We start from the raw sequence: 20,626 nt of genomic DNA on the forward strand, positions 1-20,626 counted from the left end.
ATGAGATACATAAGTATGATATTGATTTGCGCGGGTCTGTGGCCTGTATCCACAATATGCGCGCAGAAGGGAGCGGAAAAAGATTCCACTCTGAACCGGACGGTGATAGTGGAGAATCAGTACAATCCTGAAGTGATGGATGCGTTCAAGGTGAATGTCATGCCTGAAGTGGAAGAGCCCGCCGCTCCGAAACAGGCCATCCAGTATGCTACGGAACGGCATCCGCTGGGAGCTTGGAAGGCAACTCCAATGGAGTCCATGCCGAGAGAATTCACGCAGAAGGGAGCCGACCGTGGTTATGTACGTCTGGCGTATGGCAATCTGAACAATGTAGACCTGAAGGGAAGTTACCTGTGGGATATTTCTTCGAAAGACCGTTTAGGAGTGATGGCTTCCTTGTATGGACGGAACGGAGATCTTCCGCATTTCCAGAGCACAGAAGACTGGAAATCCCGTTTCTACCGGACGGATGTGTCATTGGATTACCGGCACAATTTCCGGAGAGTGGCCTTGAAACTGGGAGGGGCTTTTGCTTCGCAGGTGTTCAATTACATGCCGTCTTTGAATGAGAATGTCGAAACTTGGCCTACTACGCAGCGTTATACGCTGGGAGAGGGATATGTGGGCATCGTTTCCTGCGACAAGGATTTGCCCATTCAGTTTGGTCTCCAGACTGGCTTGCGGAGTTTCAGTACCCGTTATGATACCTATTACATGCGGCACGGTTCGGAAAACATATTCCACACCCAAGGATTCATGCTGGGAAATATCAACGACGAGCAGCAGGTGGGCATCGGACTGGAAATGGATAATCTGATTCACGATGTATCGCAGCAGGACTATACGCTGGTGCAGTTGAATCCGTATTATACCCTTCAGAATGAAGCCCTGAGGTTACGTTTGGGCGCACATGTGGATTTCCAGACGGCCAATGGCAGCGGACTGAAAGCTGCTCCCGACGTAAAGCTGGAGTATACGTTCGCCGATTCGTATGTGGTGTATGTGAACCTGCTGGGAGGGAGTCGGCTGAATGACTTCCGCCGGCTGAATGATTTCTCTCCTTACTGGGTGGTGGCACAGCAGATGCGGACTTCCTATACACCGCTGGATGCCAAGCTGGGACTGAAAGCGTCTCCGGTGACAGGCTTGGGCTTCGAGCTTTATGGAGGTTATCGCATCACCAAGAACGAACTGTTTGCCGTGCCGGGTGGATTTAAAACAGACAAGCAGAATGTGTTCTATACGGGAATTTGGCAGGATAAAGGAAAAGTGGGTTACGGAGGCGCTTCCGTGAGCTATGCTTATCGTGACTGGGTGGATTTCTCGTTGGGAGGAACCTATTATAACTGGATCGTGACAGAAGGTAACGAAGGCCTGTTGCAGTTCAAACCGCAGGTGAAGGTGGATTTCGGCATCCGTGCGAAAGTAGTCAAGGACTGCCATGCCCTGCTGAGTTATAATTATGAACGCCGTCAGAAGATGGGTGAACTGGGACGTGTTGACGGTGTGAATAACTTGTCGGTAGGAGCGGAATATGCGTTGTTGAACCGTTTCAACGTGTTTGTCCGCCTGAATAACCTGCTTAACAAGACGTATGCCACAGAAGCAGGCTATCCGGTGGAGGGCTTCTATTTCATGGCCGGCATCAGCTGCCGTTTCTAAACTTATTCTGCGTGGCGGCAGTGCTGGACCAGTGCGCCATCACGGAAGAAGAAACGGCTTTCCGAGCCGCAGGGAAGGGTAGGAGCCGGGATTCCGTCGTGCAAGGATACTTGCGCATGTTCGATGAAGGCTTCATCCCATAGCCCTTGTTCCAGGAAGGACTGGAGTGTCTGGCTTCCTCCTTCTACCAATAATGTCTGAATTTTCCGTTCATAAAGCACCTGCATGATTTGCGGGAGGATATTCTGGCCGAAATCCAGTGTCACATACGTGAGATTCTGGGTATCGGCCTTTTCTTTTTCCGTAAAGACGAGGGTAGGGGTACTGCCGTCGAACAGGTGCAGATGAAGCGGTAAGGTCAATTGCCGGTCGATGACCAGTCGGAGCGGGTCCTGCCCGTACCATTCGCGTACTGTCAGTGACGGATTATCGAGCAGGGCGGTGCGTCGTCCCACCAGGATGGCCTTCTGCTCAGCCCTCATCTTGTGTACAGTCAAAATAGATAACGGAGTAGAAAGGCGTACGGGAGTTCCCTCGTCGCGGCGGACGTCGATGAATCCGTCGGCCGACTGTGCCCATTTGAGGGTGATGTAGGGACGTTTTCTCACGTTGAACGTGATAAAGGCACGAATCAGTTCCCGGCATTCTTTTTCCAGTACGCCCACCGTGACCTCAATGCCGGCGTCCCGCAGTTTCTGGATGCCTCTTCCGGCCACCAAAGAGAACGGGTCTACACAGCCCACTACCACTCGGGGAATACCTTTCCGGATGATAAGGTCGGCACAGGGAGGAGTCTTCCCATAGTGGGAACACGGTTCCAGACTGACATAAATGGTGGCCTCTTTGAGCAGGCTTTCATCCTTCACCGAAGCAATGGCATTCACTTCGGCATGTCCTTCGCCACAACGCACATGGTAACCTTCACCGATGATTTTCCCGTCACGCACAATCACTGCTCCCACCATCGGGTTGGGGGCTGTGTGGCAGATGCCGTTTCTGGCCAGCTGTATGCAGCGCCGCATATATTTTTCGTCTATCGTCATAATCTTCGTTTTTTATCCTTACTTTTGCAAACATGCATCCGGTTTATCAACATATTAAGAAAGAACTGAGTTCCTTTTATGCAGAAGGAGAGGCGTCGGCCATGGCGAAATGGATTTCGTCGGACATTCTGCATCTTTCCACGATGGAACTTTATACAGGCAAAGATATGAATTTTTCCACGAAAGAGTGGAAAGAGGTGGAGGATATTCTTGCTCGCCTGAAACAGCGGGAACCTCTTCAGTATATTCTGCAGGAAGCACCTTTTTGCGGCCTGTCTTTCCACGTGGAAAAAGGCGTGCTTATTCCCCGTCCCGAGACCGAGGAGCTGGTGGAATGGATAGTGTCTGATTGTCAGAAAGCCGGGAAAGTACGCATTCTCGATATCGGAACGGGAAGCGGCTGTATTCCGGTGGCACTGGCAGAAAAGCTGCCGGAGGCGGAGGTGGCTTCCTGTGACATTTCGGCTGAGGCCTTACGGGTGGCAGCCGTCAATGTAAAGCGGTATGGCGGCAAAGTGACCTTGTTTCAGGCCGACATCTTTCAGGATGAGTTGCCCGACTGTCGGGTAGATGTGCTGGTGAGCAATCCACCTTATATTACGGAAAGTGAACGGGGCGAGATGGAGGCCAATGTACTTGACTGGGAACCGGAACTGGCTTTGTTTGTTCCTGATACGGACCCGTTGCGCTTTTACCGGCGGATTGCCCGGAAAGGACTCGACTGGCTGACGGAAGGCGGGGCATTGTATTTTGAAATCAACCGGGCCTACGGGGCAGAAACCGTCCGGATGTTGGAAGAATGTGGGTATCGCGACATTGCGTTGCGGAAAGATTTGTCGGGAAACGACCGGATGATAAAAGCAGTGAGACCATGAGAGAATTAAGTGAAGCAGAGATAAAGAGCAAGGCCGAGGCCTATTGTTCGGCGGTGGAGCGCTGTCCGTCGGAGGTGGAGGAAAAAATCCGTAAATGGGGGGCCTCGGAAGAGGTGACAGCACTGATTATGGCCCATTTGCATCGGGAACGCTATCTGGATGCGGCGCGTTTCTGTCGTTTCTATGTGCGCGACAAGTATCGTTTCAATCAGTGGGGGCGCATGAAGATTGCGCAGATGTTGCGCATGAAAGGACTGTCGGACGGAGACATACAGGCCGGACTGGAAGAGATTGATACGGAAGAATACGACGGCATCCTGAAAAAGTTGCTGAAGCAGAAGATGAAAGGTATCAAGGCTACCAATGACTATGAGCGGAGCATGAAACTGATTCGTTTTGCCATGGGCCGGGGTTTTACATTGGAGGAGATTCGCCGTTACGTCAATCAACTGGACTCGGATGAGGATTTTGACTGACATACGCGATTTCTTTTTCCCCAGGCAGTGTCTGGCGTGTGGGAAAAAACTGCAGATTTCGGAACAGGTGCTTTGTTGTGACTGTCTGTCGCAGCTGCCTTTTACCCATCTGGGAAATACACCAGGTAATGAAATGGAAAAGATTTTCTGGGGCCGCTTTTCCATAGTGCGGGCTTCTTCGTTATTGTATTATTCCCGTGGCGGGAAGGTGGCACATATTTTGGCCGGCATGAAATACTACGGGCGTCAGCAGGTATGCCGGCACATGGGAGAGATGCTGGCCCATGAACTTCAGCCTTCTGGTTTTTTTGAAGATGTGGATTATCTGTTGCCGGTACCTTTGCATCCGGGCCGTCTGCGTACCAGAGGGTATAACCAGAGTCTTTTGTTGGCGGAAGGTATTTCCCTGCTTACCGGTATACCTGTATGCGACGGATTGCTTCAGCGGGTGCGGAATAACCAGACACAGACTCATAAATCGGCTTGGGAGCGGCAGGAAAATGCTTCTCATCTGTTCCAGCTGGCAGGCGGCACTCGTCTGCTGGAAGGGAAACATGTGATGCTGGTCGATGACGTATTGACAACTGGTGCCACACTTACCTCCTGTGCCGAGGTTTTGTCAGAAATAAAAGGAATTCATCTCAGTATTGTTACATTGGCATGGACAAAATAGTACATTCCGACACCTTTTAAAAATTTTAATACCCTTAAATTTTCTATTCCCGATGTATTTCCATAATTTTGCAAAAACATTTATCAGAGAATTAAAAAGTTATGAAAGCTTTGGAAAGATTATTTGCAGAAAAGTTGCTGAAGGTGAAGGCTGTGAAGATTCAGCCGGCTAACCCGTTTACTTGGGCTTCAGGTTGGAAATCACCGATTTATTGTGACAATCGTAAGACTTTGTCATATCCTGCACTTCGTAATTTCGTTAAGTTGGAGATTTGTCGTGTTATTCTGGAAAAGTTCGGTGAAGTTGACGCCATTGCCGGAGTCGCTACAGGTGCTATCGCACAGGGTGCCTTGGTGGCAGAGGAGTTGAACTTGCCGTTTGTATATGTTCGTTCAAGCCCGAAAGATCATGGCTTGGAAAATTTGATTGAAGGTGAATTGCGTCCGGGAATGAAAGTGGTCGTAGTAGAAGACTTGATTTCAACCGGCGGTAGTAGCTTGAAGGCGGTAGATGCCATTCGTCGTGACGGTTGTGAAGTTATCGGTATGGTGGCTTCCTTTACTTATGGTTTCGATGTTTCGGTAGAAGCATTCAAGAAAGCAAAGGTGGAATTGGTTACCTTGACCAACTACAATGCCGTGCTGGATGCTGCATTGAAGACTGATTACATTAACGAAGAAGACATCCCTGTGCTGCAGGCATGGAGAGAAGATCCTTCTCACTGGACTGGGAAATAAAAGATTCTGTAATTAGGAAAGCAGTCTCGGATTGTAAATAGGAGATGTCATCCTGAGCGAGTCCACTCTGCTCAAGATGACATTTTTTTGTGCAATACCGTGAAGGGTTTTCCTTGAAGATTAAAAAACAACATGGCTGTACAATTTGAAAGTAATGTGAAGCATGTTCCTTATAGTCAGGAACGAGTGTATAACAAACTGTCCGACCTGAACAACTTGGAAGGGGTTCGGGAACGTCTGAATGAGGTGAAGGACAAACTGGACGGAAAGCTGGAAGACATGTCGTTCGACCGTGATTCCATCACCCTGAAGGTGCAGGGCATCAACCTCACATTGCGCATCATTGAGCGTGAACCCCTGAAGTGCATCAAGTTTGAAGGTGACAAATCGCCTATACCTTTGAATTTGTGGATTCAGATTCTTCCCGTGACCGAGGAAGAAGCCAAAATGAAAGTCACCATCCGTGCCGAAGTAAACATGTTTATGAAGGCCATGGTGTCGAAACCATTGCAGGAAGGGGTGGAAAAACTGGCAGACATGCTGGCCATGCTTCCTTATTAAATGAAACGACCGGAACATTCCCGGTGAATAAAAATTGTGATTATGGCTCAAAAACTTTGGGAGAAAAATGTACAGGTAAATGCGGAGATTGACCGCTTTACTGTGGGACGTGACCGTGAAATGGACATGTATCTGGCAAAGTATGACGTATTGGGCTCGATGGCACACATCACGATGCTGGAAAGTATCGGATTGCTGACGGCTGACGAACTGAAGATTTTGCTGGAAGAACTGAAAAAAATATATGCTTCCGTAGAACGCGGAGAATTTGTCATCGAAGACGGGGTGGAAGACGTACATTCACAGGTGGAACTGATGCTGACACGTCGTCTGGGAGATGTGGGAAAGAAAATACACAGCGGCCGTTCGCGTAATGACCAGGTGCTGGTGGATTTGAAGCTGTTCATCCGCGCCCAGTTGAAGTCGGTGGCAGAGGCAGTGGAACGTCTGTTTCATGTACTGATTTCCCAGAGTAACCGTTATAAAAACGTGCTGATGCCGGGTTACACTCATTTGCAGATTGCCATGCCTTCTTCTTTCGGCCTGTGGTTTGGTGCCTACGCCGAGAGTCTGGTAGATGACATGGTGTTCCTGCAGGCCGCTTATAAGGTGTGCAACCGTAATCCGCTGGGTTCTGCGGCAGGTTATGGCTCTTCTTTCCCGTTGGATCGCGAGATGACCACCCGTCTGTTGGGATTTGATTCCATGAACTACAATGTGGTGTATGCCCAGATGGGACGTGGTAAAGTGGAACGTAACGTATCGTTTGCGCTGGCTTCTATCGCCGGCACCTTGTCGAAGATGGCCTTTGATGCCTGTATGTTCAGCTGTCAGAACTTCGGATTCGTGAAACTGCCCGATGAATGTACTACTGGTTCCAGTATCATGCCTCACAAGAAAAATCCGGATGTGTTCGAACTGACCCGTGCCAAATGCAACAAAATCCAGGCACTTCCGCAGCAGATCATGATGATTATGAACAACCTGCCTTCCGGTTATTTCCGTGACCTTCAGATTATCAAGGAAGTATTCCTCCCGGCATTCGAGGAACTGGAAGACTGCTTGCAGATGGCTACCTACATCATGGACAAGATTAAAATCAACGAGCATATTCTGGACGACGACAAGTACCTGTATATGTTCAGTGTGGAAGAAGTGAACCGTCTGGCAGCAGAAGGCATGCCGTTCCGTGATGCTTACAAGAAAGTAGGTCTGGACATTGAAGCCGGTAAGTTTACTCACGAAAAAACCGTGCATCACACTCATGCCGGAAGTATCGGCAACTTGTGTAACGACAAGATTGAGGAGTTGATGCAGCAGGCCGTGAGCGGATTCAACTTTGAAAAAGTGGAAGAGGCTGAAAAAGCTCTTCTAGGCCGATAAACGCATAAAAATTAAGAAGAAAACGGGTGAAATGTTTGGAGCGTATTGCAAAACTCCCTACATTTGCACCCGTAAACGCGGAAATAGCTCAGTTGGTAGAGCATAACCTTGCCAAGGTTAGGGTCGCGAGTTCGAGTCTCGTTTTCCGCTCTTTCTTTGAAAGGATGCTCGAATGGTGGAATCGGTAGACACGAGGGACTTAAAATCCCTTGGCCAGTAATGGCTGTGCGGGTTCAAGTCCCGCTTCGAGTACTAATAATACACAGATAATCCCTTGTAGGTCATACCTATGAGGGATTTATTTTTATCTGCATACACATTGTATAAACAAAGTTGCTTTGAGTTGTTTATGTGGCAATAAAAAAGCCACCTTGCAATGAAGATGGCTTTATTAATGTGATAGGCTGTTTGCTATATGGCAAGTGGAAATTTTCAATTTTAATGGGATGGGTGTATCCTGTCTCTCTTTTGAAAAAAACTTTCTAAAAAGTCAAATAGCGATTTTGAATTTTATTTTTTTGATTTGATAGGGTAAGATGCCATAAACGATTTTAGCCTATAAATTATGTCTGAGTGTTCTGGACGATAACAAACCATTCCTCCGTTAAAAAGACACAAAAACCCCGTAGGAGGCCTCCGCATTTGCGGAAACCTCCTACGGGGTTGCTTATATCTTATCAGCTGGCAGCGCGCAGCTGGTTGAACAAATCTTTCTGTTTTTCGGTCAATGAAGTCGGTATCTTCACGTTGTACGTTACAATCATGTCGCCAAACTGACCGGGTTGTTTGTAGACCGGGAATCCTTTGCCCCTCAGACGTACCTGCGTACCGTTCTGTGTGCCCGGTTTTACTTTCAGCCGGACCATACCGTCCATGGTTCTTACCTGTACTTCTCCACCCAGTACGGCGGTGTACAAGTCGACATCCACGTGGGTATAAAGGTCGTCGCCTTCCCGTTCAAAAGTAGCATCCTTGTCAATCACGAAAGTGATGTACAAGTCACCGTTTTCTGCTCCGTTCATGCCCTTCTCTCCATAGCCTTTCAGCCGGATGGTCTGTCCGTCGGCTACTCCCGCTGGGACGGTGATACGGATGTTCTCACCGTTGACGCTGAACGTTTGCTTGTGGGTGACGTATGCTTCACTGAGTGACAGATGCATCTGGGCCTCTATGTCGCCACCCTTGGCCCGCATGCTGTATCCTCCACGACCACCGCTTCTGTGTCCGAAGAGTTGTTCGAAGAAGTCTGAGAAACCGCTTGCGCCTGCTCCTCCGAATCCTCCGCTGAACTCGTCGCCATTCATGGAGTACCAGTAGCCTGAGCCACCGTTCTCCTGCTGGGCCCGACTGTATGCCTCACGTTCCTGCTTGAATTCATCAGCGTGTTTCCAGTGTTCCCCATATTCATCGTATTTCTTTCGCTTTTCCGGATCGCTCAATACTTCATGGGCTTCATTCACCTGCTGGAACTTTCCTTCCGCCGATGGGTCATCCTTGTTCAGGTCAGGATGGTATTTCTTTGCCAGCTTCCGGTAGGCTTGCTTGATTTCATCCTGTGTGGCATTACGGTCAACACCCAATATTTTATAGTAATCAATAAATGCCATATATCAATCGTTTTTAGTGGGTTCCAGAATAAAAAACTCTCGCCCGCAGGTAAGTGCAGACGAGAGTTTTTCAATTAATTGTTATGATTAATGTATCTCAATCACACGGTTGACCTTTGCTTTTTCTTCCTGAGAATACTTCGGCAATTCAATTGTCAACACTCCATTGGCCACGTTTGCACTGATTTTTTCTTTATCGACGTTGTCAGGCAAATAAAGTGACTGTTGGAATTTTGAGTAAGAGAACTCGCGTCTCAAGTATTTCTTGTTTTCTTTGTTCTCGTTTTCGGTTTTCTTTTCCATTGAAATGACGAGTTCGTTTTCTTCACCCAAATGAATGTTGAAATCGTCTTTGGTCATTCCCGGAACTGCAACTTCTACCTTGTAGTCTTTGTCGCTTTCCACTACATTGATTGCGGGGGCAGTAGCGTTAGCTTTCACCATCCAATCGTTATCAAAGAAATCATTAAAGATACTTGGTAACCAGTTCTGATTGTAATATTTTCTAGTCGGCATCATAGTTGTAATCTCCTATATTTTATTTTTTTTATTATCAATTTGTTTCTGAACCCGGACTCCTTGAGGTCTTTCAACTTCTTGAGGTTCAAGTTCACTTCTCTATTTGCAAAGGCTGTGCCACGAATGAGTTCCATAGCTTCCTTTTTTACAAGGAGTTTTTATAATCATTTCATTATGAGTATATTACATCTTTTGGCCCGTGTATGAGAAATTAGGACTTTTGTATGCCTGGTAGAAAATGGTAACAAATTGTCATTTACTTATAGATTGAATCCGACAAAAAGTCTATTTTGTTGACATATTGTCACTGATTCTTACTTTTTGTAAGAAAAAGTCGAGTGCGGAAATCGTCTGAAGAAGATAGGGGTATGGATTGTTTTTGAGGATGTCAGGAGTTTTTTGATGAAATGTTAGTGCTATTTTTACGTTTCCTTACCCGGAAACGTACGTTCCCCGTGGCGGAAACGTATGTTTCCCTTATGGAAAACGTACGTTTCTCTATAGGAAAACATAGAAAATGCGATGAGGGTATCTTTTCTTTTGCAGGAGGTTTTTCCTTTTAGGAGAGGGTGAAAACCACTATATTGCGCGCCCAAGGTTGCCCGATAATGGGAAGGAGTTTTCCATCGGATAAAATATTTTGTCCGTTTTATAAGAAAAATTTGTCAAATTATCTTATCTTTGCATCGGAATGGTTCCGAGTGCCTGTTCAGGCTCTCGGATGAAAAGGGAATCAGGTGCAAGTCCTGAACAGTCCCGCTGCTGTAAGCTCCATTCAACCTGCTGGAAAAGACTCATGCCACTGATGACTGAACACAATCGGGAAGGCTCCAGGAGGGGAGTAAGTCAGAAGACCTGCCATCATACATGTTAACCACGCTCGTGGGATTAGGTGGTTAAAACGATTTGGATTTTCAATTAGTACGGAAAAAGTATGGGTAGACGGAAGTTTCTGTCTGTCATGCTGGGGGGTATTCTATGCCTTGGGAATATGGTGACCCTTCGTTCGCAGAGCAGGCTCGACAGCTTGCAGCACTTGGACGAAGTGGTGGTCATGGTACGTGCGTTGCCCAAGGAAGTGATACCCGTACAGCAACTGGCGGGTGAACAGCTCAGTCGGCTGTCGTCGCACAGCGTGGCAGATGCCCTGAGGTATTTCTCGGGTTTGCAGATAAAGGATTATGGCGGTGTGGGCGGTCTGAAGACGGTCAATATCCGGAGCATGGGCACGAACCATGTAGGGGTGTTCTACGATGGCGTGGAGCTGGGGAATGCCCAGAACGGGACGGTCGATTTGGGACGTTTCTCGCTCGACAACATGGAGTCTGTTACCTTGTACAACGGACAGAAGAGTGCCATTTTCCAGCCGGCCAAGGATTTCGGTTCGGCAGGTTCCATTTATTTGCAGTCCCGGGTTCCTGTGTTTTCCGAAAAAGAATTGCAGCATGTCAAGGCGACTTTCAAGACGGGTTCGTTCGGGTTGGCCAATCCTTCCCTGCTGTGGGAGCGGAAGCTGACGGAGCAAGTGAGCACGTCGTGGAGTGCGGAATACTTGTACACCACGGGAAAATACAAATTTTCCTACCGCAAGCAGGACGGGTATGATACCACTGCCGTGCGGCAGAACGGTGATGTGAATGCGTTGCGGGTGGAAGGGGGCTTTTATGGAAAACTGCCGCGAGGCTATTGGCGGGCGAAGTCGTACTTGTATCGTTCGGAACGGGGATACCCGGGAGCGATTGTCCGCAACAAGTTCTCGCACGAGGACCGGCAGTGGGATACGAATTTCTTTACGCAGGGGGCGTTCAAGAAGGATGTGGCCGACTGGTACAGCTTGATGGCGCACGTGAAATATGCGTATGATTACTTGCATTACCTGGCCGACCCGCACAAGGACGAGTCGCTGATGTACACTAACAATCATTATTACCAGCAGGAAGTGTATGCCTCTTTGGCCAACCGCTGGGTGCTGACCTCTTTTTGGGAAGTCAGTCTGTCGGCGGATTACCAGTTCAATCTGCTGAATGCCGACCTGACGGATTTTGCCTATCCTCGCCGGCATACGGAAATGATGTCTGTGGCTACGGCTTTGGATTGTCGTGGGTTTAAACTGCAGGGTAGTCTGCTGGGCACGTTTGTGCAGGAGCGGGTGGAGGGCTCCGGAAGGGCGGCTCCCCACAAGCGGGAGTGGACACCGGCGGTGATTGCTTCCTATCGGCCTTTTCAGAAGGAAGATTTTCACCTGCGGGCTTTTTACAAGCGGATTTTCCGGATGCCTACGCTGAATGATTTGTATTATACTTTTATTGGCAACGTGGAGTTGAAGCCGGAGTTTACGAACCAGTTTAATGTGGGGTTTACTTACGGCAAGTCGTGGACCGGCAGCTGGCTGCGTCACCTGGAACTGCAGGTGGATGCGTACTACAATGAGGTGGAGAACAAGATTGTGGCTACTCCGACTTCCAACTTCTTCCGCTGGACGATGGTCAATTTGGGGCGGGTGGAAATCCGGGGTGTGGATGCGGCGTTGCAGAGTGTGTGGCAGTATGGCAGGCATACGATACTGACGGCCCGGGTGAATTATACTTACCAGAAGGCACAGGATTTTACCGACCCTGCGGCAGAGTTTTACGGGGGGCAGATTCCGTATATTCCCTGGCACAGCGGTTCGGCGGTGCTCAACCTCAACTGGAAAAAATGGGAAACCAACTATAGCTTTATTTATACCGGCGAGCGATACACCTCGCAAGCCAATATCCCGGTCAATTACCAGCAGCCGTGGTACACGAGTGACTTCTCGGTGGCCCGCCGGCTGGACTGGGGGCCGGGTGAGCTGAAGATGACGCTGGAAGTGAACAATCTGTTCAACCAGCAGTATGAGGTGGTGACGTGTTATCCCATGCCGGGAATCAATTTCAAGTGTATCGTGCAATATAGCTTTTGAGACTTATGAAACGTAGATTCTTAAGATATCTGTGGGTGGCGGTTTGTCTGTTCCTGTGTCTGGCTTGCCGGGAAGACCTTCCGGTGCTTCGTTCGGAAAGTGAGGCCGTCAGTCGTCCGGGCAGTCCGCATGAGATAAAGGGAATGTTTGTCCTGAACGAGGGTAACATGGGGAGCAACAAGTGTACCCTCGATTTTCTGGATTTCCGGAGCGGTTTTTACACTCGCAATATTTATCCGGAGCGAAACCCGGAGGTAGTGAAGGAACTGGGTGATGTGGGCAACGACCTGCAGGTGTATGGCAACCGGCTGTATGCGGTCATCAACTGTTCGCACTATGTGGAGGTGATGGATGTGCGTACGGCACGGCACATCGGCAGTGTGAATGTCACCAACTGCCGCTACATCGTTTTTGCGGGCGACAAGGCTTACGTGAGTTCGTATGCCGGTCCGGTACAGATTGACCCCAATGCCCGTCCGGGAAAGATTGTGGAGTTTGATGTGAATACCCTGCAAATCACCCGGGAGGTGATGGTGGGCTATCAGCCGGAGGAGATGGTTATCAAGGACGGGCTGCTGTATGTGGCCAATTCGGGAGGTTACCGTTTCCCTAATTACGACCGTACGGTGTCGGTGGTCGATTTGGGTACGTTCGAGGTGGTGAATACCATTGATGTGGCCATCAACCTGCATCGGATGAGGCTGGCACCCGACGGACTGATTTACGTCAGTTCCCGTGGGGACTATTACGGCACGAAGTCGGACGTGTTTGTCATCGACCCGGAGGCACAGCGGGTGGTTGGCCGGTTGGGAGTGGCAGCCAGCGAGATGTGCATGGACGGCGACGAACTGTACCTGATTAGTGTGGAATGGAGCTATGTGTCGGGAAAAAATGAAATCCGGTACACGTTGTACGACACCCGAAAGCGGGAGATTCTCCCCCGGAACTTCATCACGGACGGCACGGAGAAGGATATCAGCATTCCTTACGGGCTTGGGGTGAATCCGGAGACCAAGGAAATTTTCGTGTCGGATGCCACTAACTACGTGACTCCCGGTTATTTGTACTGTTTCTCTCCCGAAGGAAAGCTGAAATGGAAGGTGCGTACAGGGGACATTCCGGCGCATTTCGCCTTTACTTCGGCGGACTTCTATTAAGAAGCTGGAAAAAGACCCTTGTGATAATTATAAATAATATATGAAGAAAAAAAACATTTGTTTGGCAGACCGTCTTCTGTGGATGGTACTGCTATGTGGGGGCCTTCTATCCGCCTGTCGCAGCGAGAAAGAGGACCCAATGGAGAAAGAGCCGGAAGTGCCGGCTACTCCTTACATTACGAAGGTACTGGAGTTTGTGCCCTGTCCGGGGCAGTTTGTCAATGTGTTGCCGGAATTTAAGGAGGGCGACACGCAGGAAACCATGAACCAGAAAGTGCTGGAACTTATCGGGCACAACAAGCGGGGACTGGTTTCGCTGGGAGGCTTCGGCGGTTATGTGGTAGTCGGTTTCGACCATACCATCGAGAACAAGCCGGGCAGCCGGGATTTCCGGGTGTTGGGCAATGCCTTCAACGGCAATTCTTCGGCGGCTACCAGCGGTACGGCGCAAGGAGGAAGTTATGAGCCCGGTGTGATTCTGGTGGCCTACGACAAGAATGGCAACGGCAAGCCGGATGCCGACGAGTGGTACGAGATTCAGGGCAGCGCCCAGAAAGGAGAGGTGGAACCTTGGTATGCCGAAGCGAAGGCGGTAGGGAACGACCTGCATTGTTATTCCGATTACGAGATTACGTACTATAAGCCGAAAGCGGAGCCGAAGACGCAGGAGGAAGAGGCGCAATACATCCGCTGGACGGACAACAAGGGGGGAGAGGGTTATCTGCCCAAGAACGAATACCATCGCCAGCCGTATTTCCCGCAGTGGATTCAGTCGGACAAGCTGACGTTCAAGGGAACCCGTCTGCCCCAGAACGGACTGAACCACGGAACGGAAGAAGCGCCTTATTTCGTGCTGTTCAGTTTTGCCTACGGTTATGCCGACAATGCCGTGAACGATACGGAGGGAGCCTGCATCGACATCGACTGGGCAGTGGATGCCCACGGGAAGGTGGTGCATCTGCCGGGCGTGGATTTCGTGAAAATCTATACCGGAGTGCATCAGGTGAACGGCTGGCTGGGAGAGTGCTCCACGGAAGTGATGGGAGTGGAGGACTTGCATCTGCTGAAAAACTAACCAACTTAACATACATTCTATTTTAAACCAAAAGTAACATGAAACTAAAGGACTTATTTAATGTGAAGCATGTCGGTACCGCGTTTTTGCTGGTCGTGGCTTTGCTGGCAGGCAGTTGTAGTAAAGAGAAGGGAATTGGAAGCGGAGACAATCCTCCTCCTGCTGGGCAACCCGTTTCTTTTGAGCTGAAAACCAAGCTGGACAGTGTACATCCGGTGATGCTGGCTCCAGACTCGGTGTTCAAACTGGAATATGCGGCGGAGCATGTAAAATCGGTGAGTGTGGCTGATGTGCCTTCAGGTTGGACCGCCGATTTGGATGAGAAAGCGGGTACGGTCATGGTGAAGGCTTCGGCGGAGGCGGTACAGAAAGCGAAAATCACGCTGAAGGCAGTGGGTGAAGATACCAAAGAGGTGACGAAGGCGGTGGAGTTCTATTGTCTGAATTCATTTACCGACCCGAAGGGAATCTTTGTGCTGAATGAAGGAAACATGACGACCGAAAACGGTTCGCTCACTTACATCACGCCCGAAGGTTATGTGATAGGGGATGCGTATAAGGCGGTCAATGGTACGGAGCTGGGAAATGTGGCGCAGGATATGGCTTTTTATAACGGTAAGATTTATGTCATTACGCAGAACGGCGACCAGAATCCGGTAGGTACCAAATTCGTGAACGACGGGATGCTGATTGTAATGAATGCCAAGACGTTGAAAAAGGAAATGGCATTGAGCAAGACGGAACTGAAAGGGCTTGACTGGCCCACGCACATTGCCGTGCTGGATGAGGAACATGTGTATCTGCGTGACAATGCAGGCATCTATCGCTTGAACATAAAAACCAAGGAGCTGAAGCTGGTAGAAGGGACGGAAAAAGCACCGAAAAGTCAGTTTGTGGTGATGAACGGGAAAGTCTATACGTATAAGACAGGTTTTATAGGCGGTATTCTGGAAATTTCTAAAGAGGCCGACAAGGCGAAGAGTATCCGCTTCCCGTTCAAGGTGTCTTGTCCTATCAATAAGGTGTTGGGCATCAAGGCGGCCGACGACGGGGATATCTGGCTGATGTCCACCGGAAACGGGAAGAAAGCAATCAGTAAATTTAACTTGGCATCTGGTACTCTCATCCAGCGCCAGATTAATGTGACACCTTTTGTGGGGTCTTCGGGCGTGGCATTTGCTGTAAAAGGAAAGGACTTCTATTATACGGACGACAAGAACACTACCGTTTACCGGATGACTTTTGACGATAACAAGGAGTTGAATTCAGAATCGGGACTGAAGGCCGAGAAATTGCTTTGTGAGCTGAACGATATCGACGACAACGCCGGTCTGCTGTATAACGGTATGGCAGTACACCCTGTGACGGGACATGTGTTTATCAATACCATCAAAGGATATGCCCAGTTTACCACGAATCAAATCTGGGAGTTTGACTTTAAGACCAATGCAGAAACTCCGGTAGCCAAGTATGAGAATTATACCCACTTCCCGGCAGGTTTCTTTTTTGCCCCGAATAATAATTGATTAAATGGATGGAAAGAATGAAAAAACAAGTATTTTATATTGCATGGATGGCCTGTCTGTCCTTGTGTGTGCTTCCCGGTTGTAAAAAGGAACAGAAACTGGAACAGCCACCGGCTGAAACCCCTTCGGAGGGTACGGGGGAAAAACCTTCTGAGGGAGGAGAATCTTCGGGAGAAACCGTGTATTTGGGGGGTTATGCCCGTCCGGATGGAGTCTTGATTCTGAACCAGGGAGCACCTGCCATTGAAAACAGTTCCATTACTTATTTGGCTCCCGACGGGACAATAGAAGAAGGAGTGTATCGGAAGGTGAACGCTGCGGCGCTGGGTAACGGTGCACAGGACTTATGGATGGACAATGGCAAGCTTTACATTCTCAGTAATGGAATTTATGCGCCGGGAGGAGAAGAAGGAGATGGTAGTCTGGTGATAGTGGATGCCGTGACCCTGAAACGAGAGAAAACCTACAAACTGGACGAACTGAAGTTCAAACGTCCGGAAGGCAGCCTGGATAAGGATGAATGGATTAGTTTGTCTGTTCCCTTTGAAAATATCGCCGTGTTGGACGAAAAGAATATTTTCTTCGCGGAAGGACAGGGCTTTTTCCGCCTGGACGGCACGACCGGTGAGGTAAATGTGGTGGAAGGAGCCTATCATTTTGGAAACAAGGGAAATACCGTGGAAGCTGTGGCAATTCCCCGAGGTATTCTCCGGGTGGGCGATTGCCTGTATTGCGGGGGAGGAGGCTTCTGGGAGTCTACTCGTTTGCTGGAATTCTCGAAAGGAATGAATAAGGTGAGCCGGGTGTTACCCGATTTGAAAGGAGAGTTTATCAGTGGCTTGTTCCAGACGGGCGAACGGGAAATCGTGCTGGCTACCTGCGGCAGAGGCGGAGAGAAGAAGAGTTATCTTCAGTTTGTCGACCTGGATGCGTGGAAAGTGACGAAGACAAAGCGGATTTCGGAAGATATTTCTGCCGAGTTCTTCAACACTTCCGGAGTCACGCTGGCAGGTGATTATCTGTATTATGCGGCTGGAAGTACCACGGTCAAACGCTTGTCTTTAAAGACATGGAAGAGCGAAGAGTTTATCAATGTGCTGAAAGATGCACCCGACGGGAAGCATCTGAATTGCAATGTGATTGCCGACCCTACCAACCAGTATGTGTATGTGGCGGTATCCAACGTGTATCGGGAGAACGTGAAGCCCGATAAGAACTATTTGTTGGTGTACGACTGTAGTGGAAATACTCCTTCGCTGGTGCGGAAGATCGAAAACAAGACAAATTATCCGATAGGGATTTATCCTATGCGGAAATTTTATAAATAACACTTTTTCTTGGTAGGTGACTGCAGGCCTTTGGAGCGATCCAGGGCTTGCAGTTCTTTTTATCCGCTATTTCAGTTGAGAGGGACTGGGCGTATGCCTCAACTTGATGGCATGGGTGGCTAGTCGCTTTTCCAGCATGGCGGGAGGAATGAGAATCTTCAGGGTATCCAGTACGGCATTGACCATCCGCTCGCGGATAAAGTCGTCTTTTATCAGGATGGAAATGCAGCGTTGGGCGGGTGGGTTGAACTGAAGCGGTAGGATATGGCTTCGTTGTTTCTCTGTAAGCGATTGGAGGTGGAGCTCGGGAATGATGGTGTATCCTCCGTTGCGGTCCACGATTTTTATCAGTGTCTCAATACTGCCGGCCTCGTAGATGTGATTGCCGATGTCCTTGTTCTGGCAGAAGTTCATACCACTGTGGGGCATGCAGTGTCCTTCTTTCAATATCCACATCTGTTCCGGAGGCAAGGTACCGTTGGCAAGGCAGTTTTTGGCCTGGTCGCATTGTTCGGAAAGGTAGGCCACAAACTTCTCGGTGTAGACCGGTATCTCCAGGATGCGGGCGTCCGCTTCTTCAGGGGAGGTGCTGAGGACCATGTCCAGATTGCCGTATTTCAGTCCTTGCAGCAAGGCTTCTTTTTCTCTTTCGTCGATAAAGAGGCTGACATGGGGATAGGCTTTCCGGAAATGATAGATGAAATCGGGCACCAGATAGGGAGCTACCGTAGGCAATACGCCGATGCGCAGGCTGCCGTTCATACGGTCGGTTTCATCGGCCACCACCTCCTTGATGCGTTGGGTCTCGTTCAAGGCCATCTGTGCCTGCCGGATAATCTTTTCCCCGATACGGGTGGGGGAGATGTTTTTCCGGTCGCGGTTGAAAATCTTGACGTCAAGTTCTTCTTCCAGCTTTTGAATCATGGCACTGAGGGTGGGCTGTGTCACCCCGCAGGCTTCGGCGGCGAGGACGAAGTGGCGGTATTTGTCGAGGGCCACGATGTATTCCATCTGTTGTAGAGTCATGCTTCAATAGATTTTATCAATACAAAGATAGGAAAAATCTGTTGTGCGGTTAGCGGTTTCCTCGTACTTTTGTCTCAGAAACCAAGAAAAAAGTGTTGACAATGAAAAGATTATTTCGCAATTGGGATGTGCTCCGTGTGATACGTCTCCTGACTGGAGCAGTGTTTGCTGGGTATGGTATTTATGCCTCAGACTCCCTGATGATTATATTGGGCGGGTTGTTGATGCTGATGGCGGTAGTAAACTGGTCCTGCTGTGTGACAGGAGGATGCGCCTCTTCTACCGGAAACAAGGCTTTGTATAAGGATTTTGTGAAACCTTATCGGGCAGAGAATAAATAACAGAGATAAATATAAAAGTATAAAATCTAAAAACAGAAGAATATGAGTGCAGTACATTTGAACAAAGCAGATTTTTTGGCGAAAGTAGCCAACTATGAAACAAGTCCGAACGAATGGAAGTTCCTCGGCAGCCGTCCGGCGCTGATTGATTTTTATGCCACTTGGTGTGGTCCTTGCAAGATGTTGGCTCCGGTACTCGACGAACTGGCCGATGAATATGCCGGACAGGTGGATATCTATAAGGTGAATGTAGACGAAGAGGAAGAACTGGCTGCCTTGTTTGGTATCCGGAGCGTACCTTCACTATTGTTCGTGCCGATGACGGGTACTCCGCAGATGGCGCAAGGGGCATTGCCGAAGAAGAACCTGAAGGACGCCATTCAGAATGTGTTGCTGAAGAACGAGTAATGCGATTTGTCAGGTGGTATTATGAAAAAAGGGAGGGCTGTTACAGCTCTCCCTTTTTGATGGCCTCCATGATATTGGCCGGTGCGCGTTCGGCCAGTAGTTCTTTTTTCATATAGTCCATGTAGGGAGCTACGTGCTGGAAGAACTGGTGGTATCCCTTGCACAGATAATTCAGTCCCGGCTCGCCGTCGGCGGTATGGGTGAATCGGTTTTTCGGGCACTCGCCGTTGCAGGCAAAAAGGAACTCACATTCCTTGCACTGGCGGGGCAGGGCATCCTGTTTCATCTGTCCGAACTGGAGCTGGCGGTCGCTGTACATCATTTCCACCAGTGTTTTCTCGTTTATGTTGCCCAGTTTGTATTCCGGAAAGACAAAGTGGTCGCAGGAATACACATCACCGTTGAATTCCATGACACCGGCATGCCCGCAGGTCTTAGCCATGGTGCAGATACCCGGTTGCACACCTACCCAGTTGGCTAGGGTAGAGTCAAACAGCTGGATGAAGAATTTGCCTACGTCTTCACGAACCCATTCATCGAACAGGGTACAGAGGAAGTTTCCCCATTGTTCCGGTGATACGGAAAAGTCGGCCAGCTTCTCTCCATCTTGTAGCGGACTGGCCAGGTGGCGTCCGTCGGCATGGGGACTGATACGTTCCACAATCGGAGTAAACTGAATGTAACGGCAGTCAATCTCCTTGAAGAAATGGTAGAAATCCAGCGGATAGTCGGCATTGAAGTCGTTGACTACGGCTAGGGCATTCCACTCCACTCCATGTTTTTTTAGCAGTTGAATACCCTGCATCACCTTGACGAACGACGGGCGTCCCTGTCGGTTCTTACGGTATTCGTCGTGGAACTCCTGTGGACCGTCAATCGATACGCCTACTAGCCAGTTGTTTTTTCGGAAAAACTCGCACCATTCATCGTTCAGCAACGTACCGTTGGTTTGGATGCAGTTGTCGATGGTGTGTCCGCCGGCATACTTTTGTTGCAGTTCCATCACTCGTTTGTAGAAACTGAGCGGGCGCATCAAGGTTTCTCCTCCGTGCCAGGTAAAGAGTACCTGAGGCATGGTTTGGGAACTGATGTATTCACGGATGAACTTTTCCAGCAGTTCCTCGCTCATTACATGTTTGGAGATGTCTTTATACAGGTTCGCCTTTTCCAGGTAGTAACAATAGTCGCATGCCAGATTGCAGACTGCTCCGACGGGTTTGGTCATCACATACAGCGGGCGGGCAAAAGGCGCAATGGTTTGATTCATGGTATTTTTTGTTTAGGT

Annotated in this window: 19 protein-coding genes, 2 tRNA genes and 1 riboswitch; of the genes, 16 read left to right on the forward strand and 5 right to left on the reverse strand. The window is 49.2% G+C overall.

The window, feature by feature from the left end:
* Nucleotides 1-1,662 carry a TonB-dependent receptor gene (locus tag BQ7480_RS17130; RefSeq protein WP_072543789.1) on the forward strand — a complete coding sequence of 554 codons (1,662 nt, stop codon included), beginning with the start codon at nt 1-3 and terminating at the stop codon, nt 1,660-1,662.
* A 2-nt stretch (nt 1,663-1,664) separates the two neighbouring features.
* On the opposite strand, the gene ribD is transcribed toward BQ7480_RS17130, so the two are convergent.
* Entirely contained in the window at nt 1,665-2,705 is a 1,041-nt protein-coding gene (gene ribD / locus BQ7480_RS17135) for a bifunctional diaminohydroxyphosphoribosylaminopyrimidine deaminase/5-amino-6-(5-phosphoribosylamino)uracil reductase RibD (protein WP_072543790.1), read from the reverse strand.
* Nucleotides 2,706-2,737: 32 nt separating this feature from the next.
* On the opposite strand from ribD, the gene prmC reads away from it, so the two are divergent.
* The 8 genes from prmC to BQ7480_RS17175 all read left to right on the forward strand — a co-directional run bounded on the left by prmC (nt 2,738) and on the right by BQ7480_RS17175 (nt 7,662).
* Nucleotides 2,738-3,580 (forward strand): peptide chain release factor N(5)-glutamine methyltransferase, encoded by an 843-nt coding sequence (gene prmC / locus BQ7480_RS17140; RefSeq protein WP_072543791.1) that lies wholly within the window; start codon nt 2,738-2,740, stop codon nt 3,578-3,580.
* A complete protein-coding gene (locus tag BQ7480_RS17145) occupies nt 3,577-4,056 on the forward strand; it encodes a regulatory protein RecX (RefSeq protein ID WP_072543792.1) in 480 nt (159 codons plus the stop codon). The genes prmC and BQ7480_RS17145 overlap by 4 nt, the downstream gene beginning before the upstream one ends.
* The gene (locus tag BQ7480_RS17150; RefSeq protein ID WP_072543793.1) at nt 4,040-4,729 is read left to right on the forward strand and encodes a ComF family protein; all 690 of its coding nucleotides are present in this window, start codon (nt 4,040-4,042) and stop codon (nt 4,727-4,729) included. Before BQ7480_RS17145 ends, BQ7480_RS17150 begins: the two co-directional genes overlap by 17 nt.
* A gap of 101 nt (nt 4,730-4,830) precedes the next feature.
* On the forward strand, nt 4,831-5,466 hold the full coding sequence (gene pyrE / locus BQ7480_RS17155; protein WP_022355171.1) for an orotate phosphoribosyltransferase: 636 nt from the start codon (nt 4,831-4,833) through the stop codon (nt 5,464-5,466).
* 132 nt (nt 5,467-5,598) lie between these two features.
* Nucleotides 5,599-6,027, forward strand: coding sequence for an SRPBCC family protein (locus BQ7480_RS17160; RefSeq protein ID WP_072543794.1), 429 nt, complete (start codon nt 5,599-5,601; stop codon nt 6,025-6,027).
* A gap of 42 nt (nt 6,028-6,069) precedes the next feature.
* Nucleotides 6,070-7,410: an argininosuccinate lyase gene (argH, locus tag BQ7480_RS17165; protein ID WP_072543795.1), complete on the forward strand. Its 1,341-nt coding sequence runs from the start codon at nt 6,070-6,072 to the stop codon at nt 7,408-7,410.
* Nucleotides 7,411-7,487: 77 nt separating this feature from the next.
* Nucleotides 7,488-7,560 (forward strand) — tRNA-Gly (locus tag BQ7480_RS17170).
* Nucleotides 7,561-7,576: 16 nt separating this feature from the next.
* Nucleotides 7,577-7,662 (forward strand) — tRNA-Leu (locus BQ7480_RS17175).
* A gap of 425 nt (nt 7,663-8,087) precedes the next feature.
* On the opposite strand, the gene BQ7480_RS17180 is transcribed toward BQ7480_RS17175, so the two are convergent.
* Together BQ7480_RS17180 and BQ7480_RS17185 are read right to left on the reverse strand one after the other, a co-directional pair.
* Entirely contained in the window at nt 8,088-9,017 is a 930-nt protein-coding gene (locus BQ7480_RS17180; protein ID WP_022355192.1) for a DnaJ C-terminal domain-containing protein, read from the reverse strand.
* An 87-nt stretch (nt 9,018-9,104) separates the two neighbouring features.
* On the reverse strand, nt 9,105-9,536 hold the full coding sequence (locus BQ7480_RS17185; protein ID WP_072543796.1) for an Hsp20/alpha crystallin family protein: 432 nt from the start codon (nt 9,534-9,536) through the stop codon (nt 9,105-9,107).
* Nucleotides 9,537-10,212: 676 nt separating this feature from the next.
* A riboswitch (cobalamin riboswitch) is annotated at nt 10,213-10,413 on the forward strand.
* A gap of 84 nt (nt 10,414-10,497) precedes the next feature.
* On the opposite strand from BQ7480_RS17185, the gene BQ7480_RS17190 reads away from it, so the two are divergent.
* The 5 genes from BQ7480_RS17190 to BQ7480_RS17210 all read left to right on the forward strand — a co-directional run bounded on the left by BQ7480_RS17190 (nt 10,498) and on the right by BQ7480_RS17210 (nt 17,566).
* On the forward strand, nt 10,498-12,480 hold the full coding sequence (locus BQ7480_RS17190) for a TonB-dependent receptor (RefSeq protein ID WP_394332661.1): 1,983 nt from the start codon (nt 10,498-10,500) through the stop codon (nt 12,478-12,480).
* A gap of 5 nt (nt 12,481-12,485) precedes the next feature.
* Nucleotides 12,486-13,637, forward strand: coding sequence for a YncE family protein (locus BQ7480_RS17195; protein ID WP_072543798.1), 1,152 nt, complete (start codon nt 12,486-12,488; stop codon nt 13,635-13,637).
* Nucleotides 13,638-13,719: 82 nt separating this feature from the next.
* Complete coding sequence (locus BQ7480_RS17200; protein ID WP_394332662.1) at nt 13,720-14,712, forward strand: PKD domain-containing protein; 993 nt, start codon at nt 13,720-13,722, stop codon at nt 14,710-14,712.
* Between the two features lie 38 nt (nt 14,713-14,750).
* Nucleotides 14,751-16,238, forward strand: coding sequence for a DUF5074 domain-containing protein (locus tag BQ7480_RS17205; RefSeq protein WP_072543800.1), 1,488 nt, complete (start codon nt 14,751-14,753; stop codon nt 16,236-16,238).
* 17 nt (nt 16,239-16,255) lie between these two features.
* Complete coding sequence (locus tag BQ7480_RS17210) at nt 16,256-17,566, forward strand: DUF5074 domain-containing protein (protein ID WP_072544109.1); 1,311 nt, start codon at nt 16,256-16,258, stop codon at nt 17,564-17,566.
* 66 nt (nt 17,567-17,632) lie between these two features.
* Here the strand turns inward: BQ7480_RS17210 and BQ7480_RS17215 are convergent, their stop codons facing one another.
* The gene (locus BQ7480_RS17215; protein WP_072543801.1) at nt 17,633-18,592 is read right to left on the reverse strand and encodes a LysR substrate-binding domain-containing protein; all 960 of its coding nucleotides are present in this window, start codon (nt 18,590-18,592) and stop codon (nt 17,633-17,635) included.
* Between the two features lie 101 nt (nt 18,593-18,693).
* On the opposite strand from BQ7480_RS17215, the gene BQ7480_RS17220 reads away from it, so the two are divergent.
* Nucleotides 18,694-18,933 (forward strand): hypothetical protein, encoded by a 240-nt coding sequence (locus BQ7480_RS17220; protein WP_072543802.1) that lies wholly within the window; start codon nt 18,694-18,696, stop codon nt 18,931-18,933.
* A gap of 42 nt (nt 18,934-18,975) precedes the next feature.
* The gene (gene trxA, locus BQ7480_RS17225; protein WP_072543803.1) at nt 18,976-19,341 is read left to right on the forward strand and encodes a thioredoxin; all 366 of its coding nucleotides are present in this window, start codon (nt 18,976-18,978) and stop codon (nt 19,339-19,341) included.
* A gap of 40 nt (nt 19,342-19,381) precedes the next feature.
* Here the strand turns inward: trxA and BQ7480_RS17230 are convergent, their stop codons facing one another.
* Nucleotides 19,382-20,608: an anaerobic sulfatase-maturation protein gene (locus BQ7480_RS17230; protein ID WP_072543804.1), complete on the reverse strand. Its 1,227-nt coding sequence runs from the start codon at nt 20,606-20,608 to the stop codon at nt 19,382-19,384.
* Nucleotides 20,609-20,626 lie beyond the last annotated feature (18 nt).

It is taken from the genome of Bacteroides mediterraneensis (assembly GCF_900128455.1).
Lineage (GTDB): Bacteria > Bacteroidota > Bacteroidia > Bacteroidales > Bacteroidaceae > Phocaeicola > Phocaeicola mediterraneensis.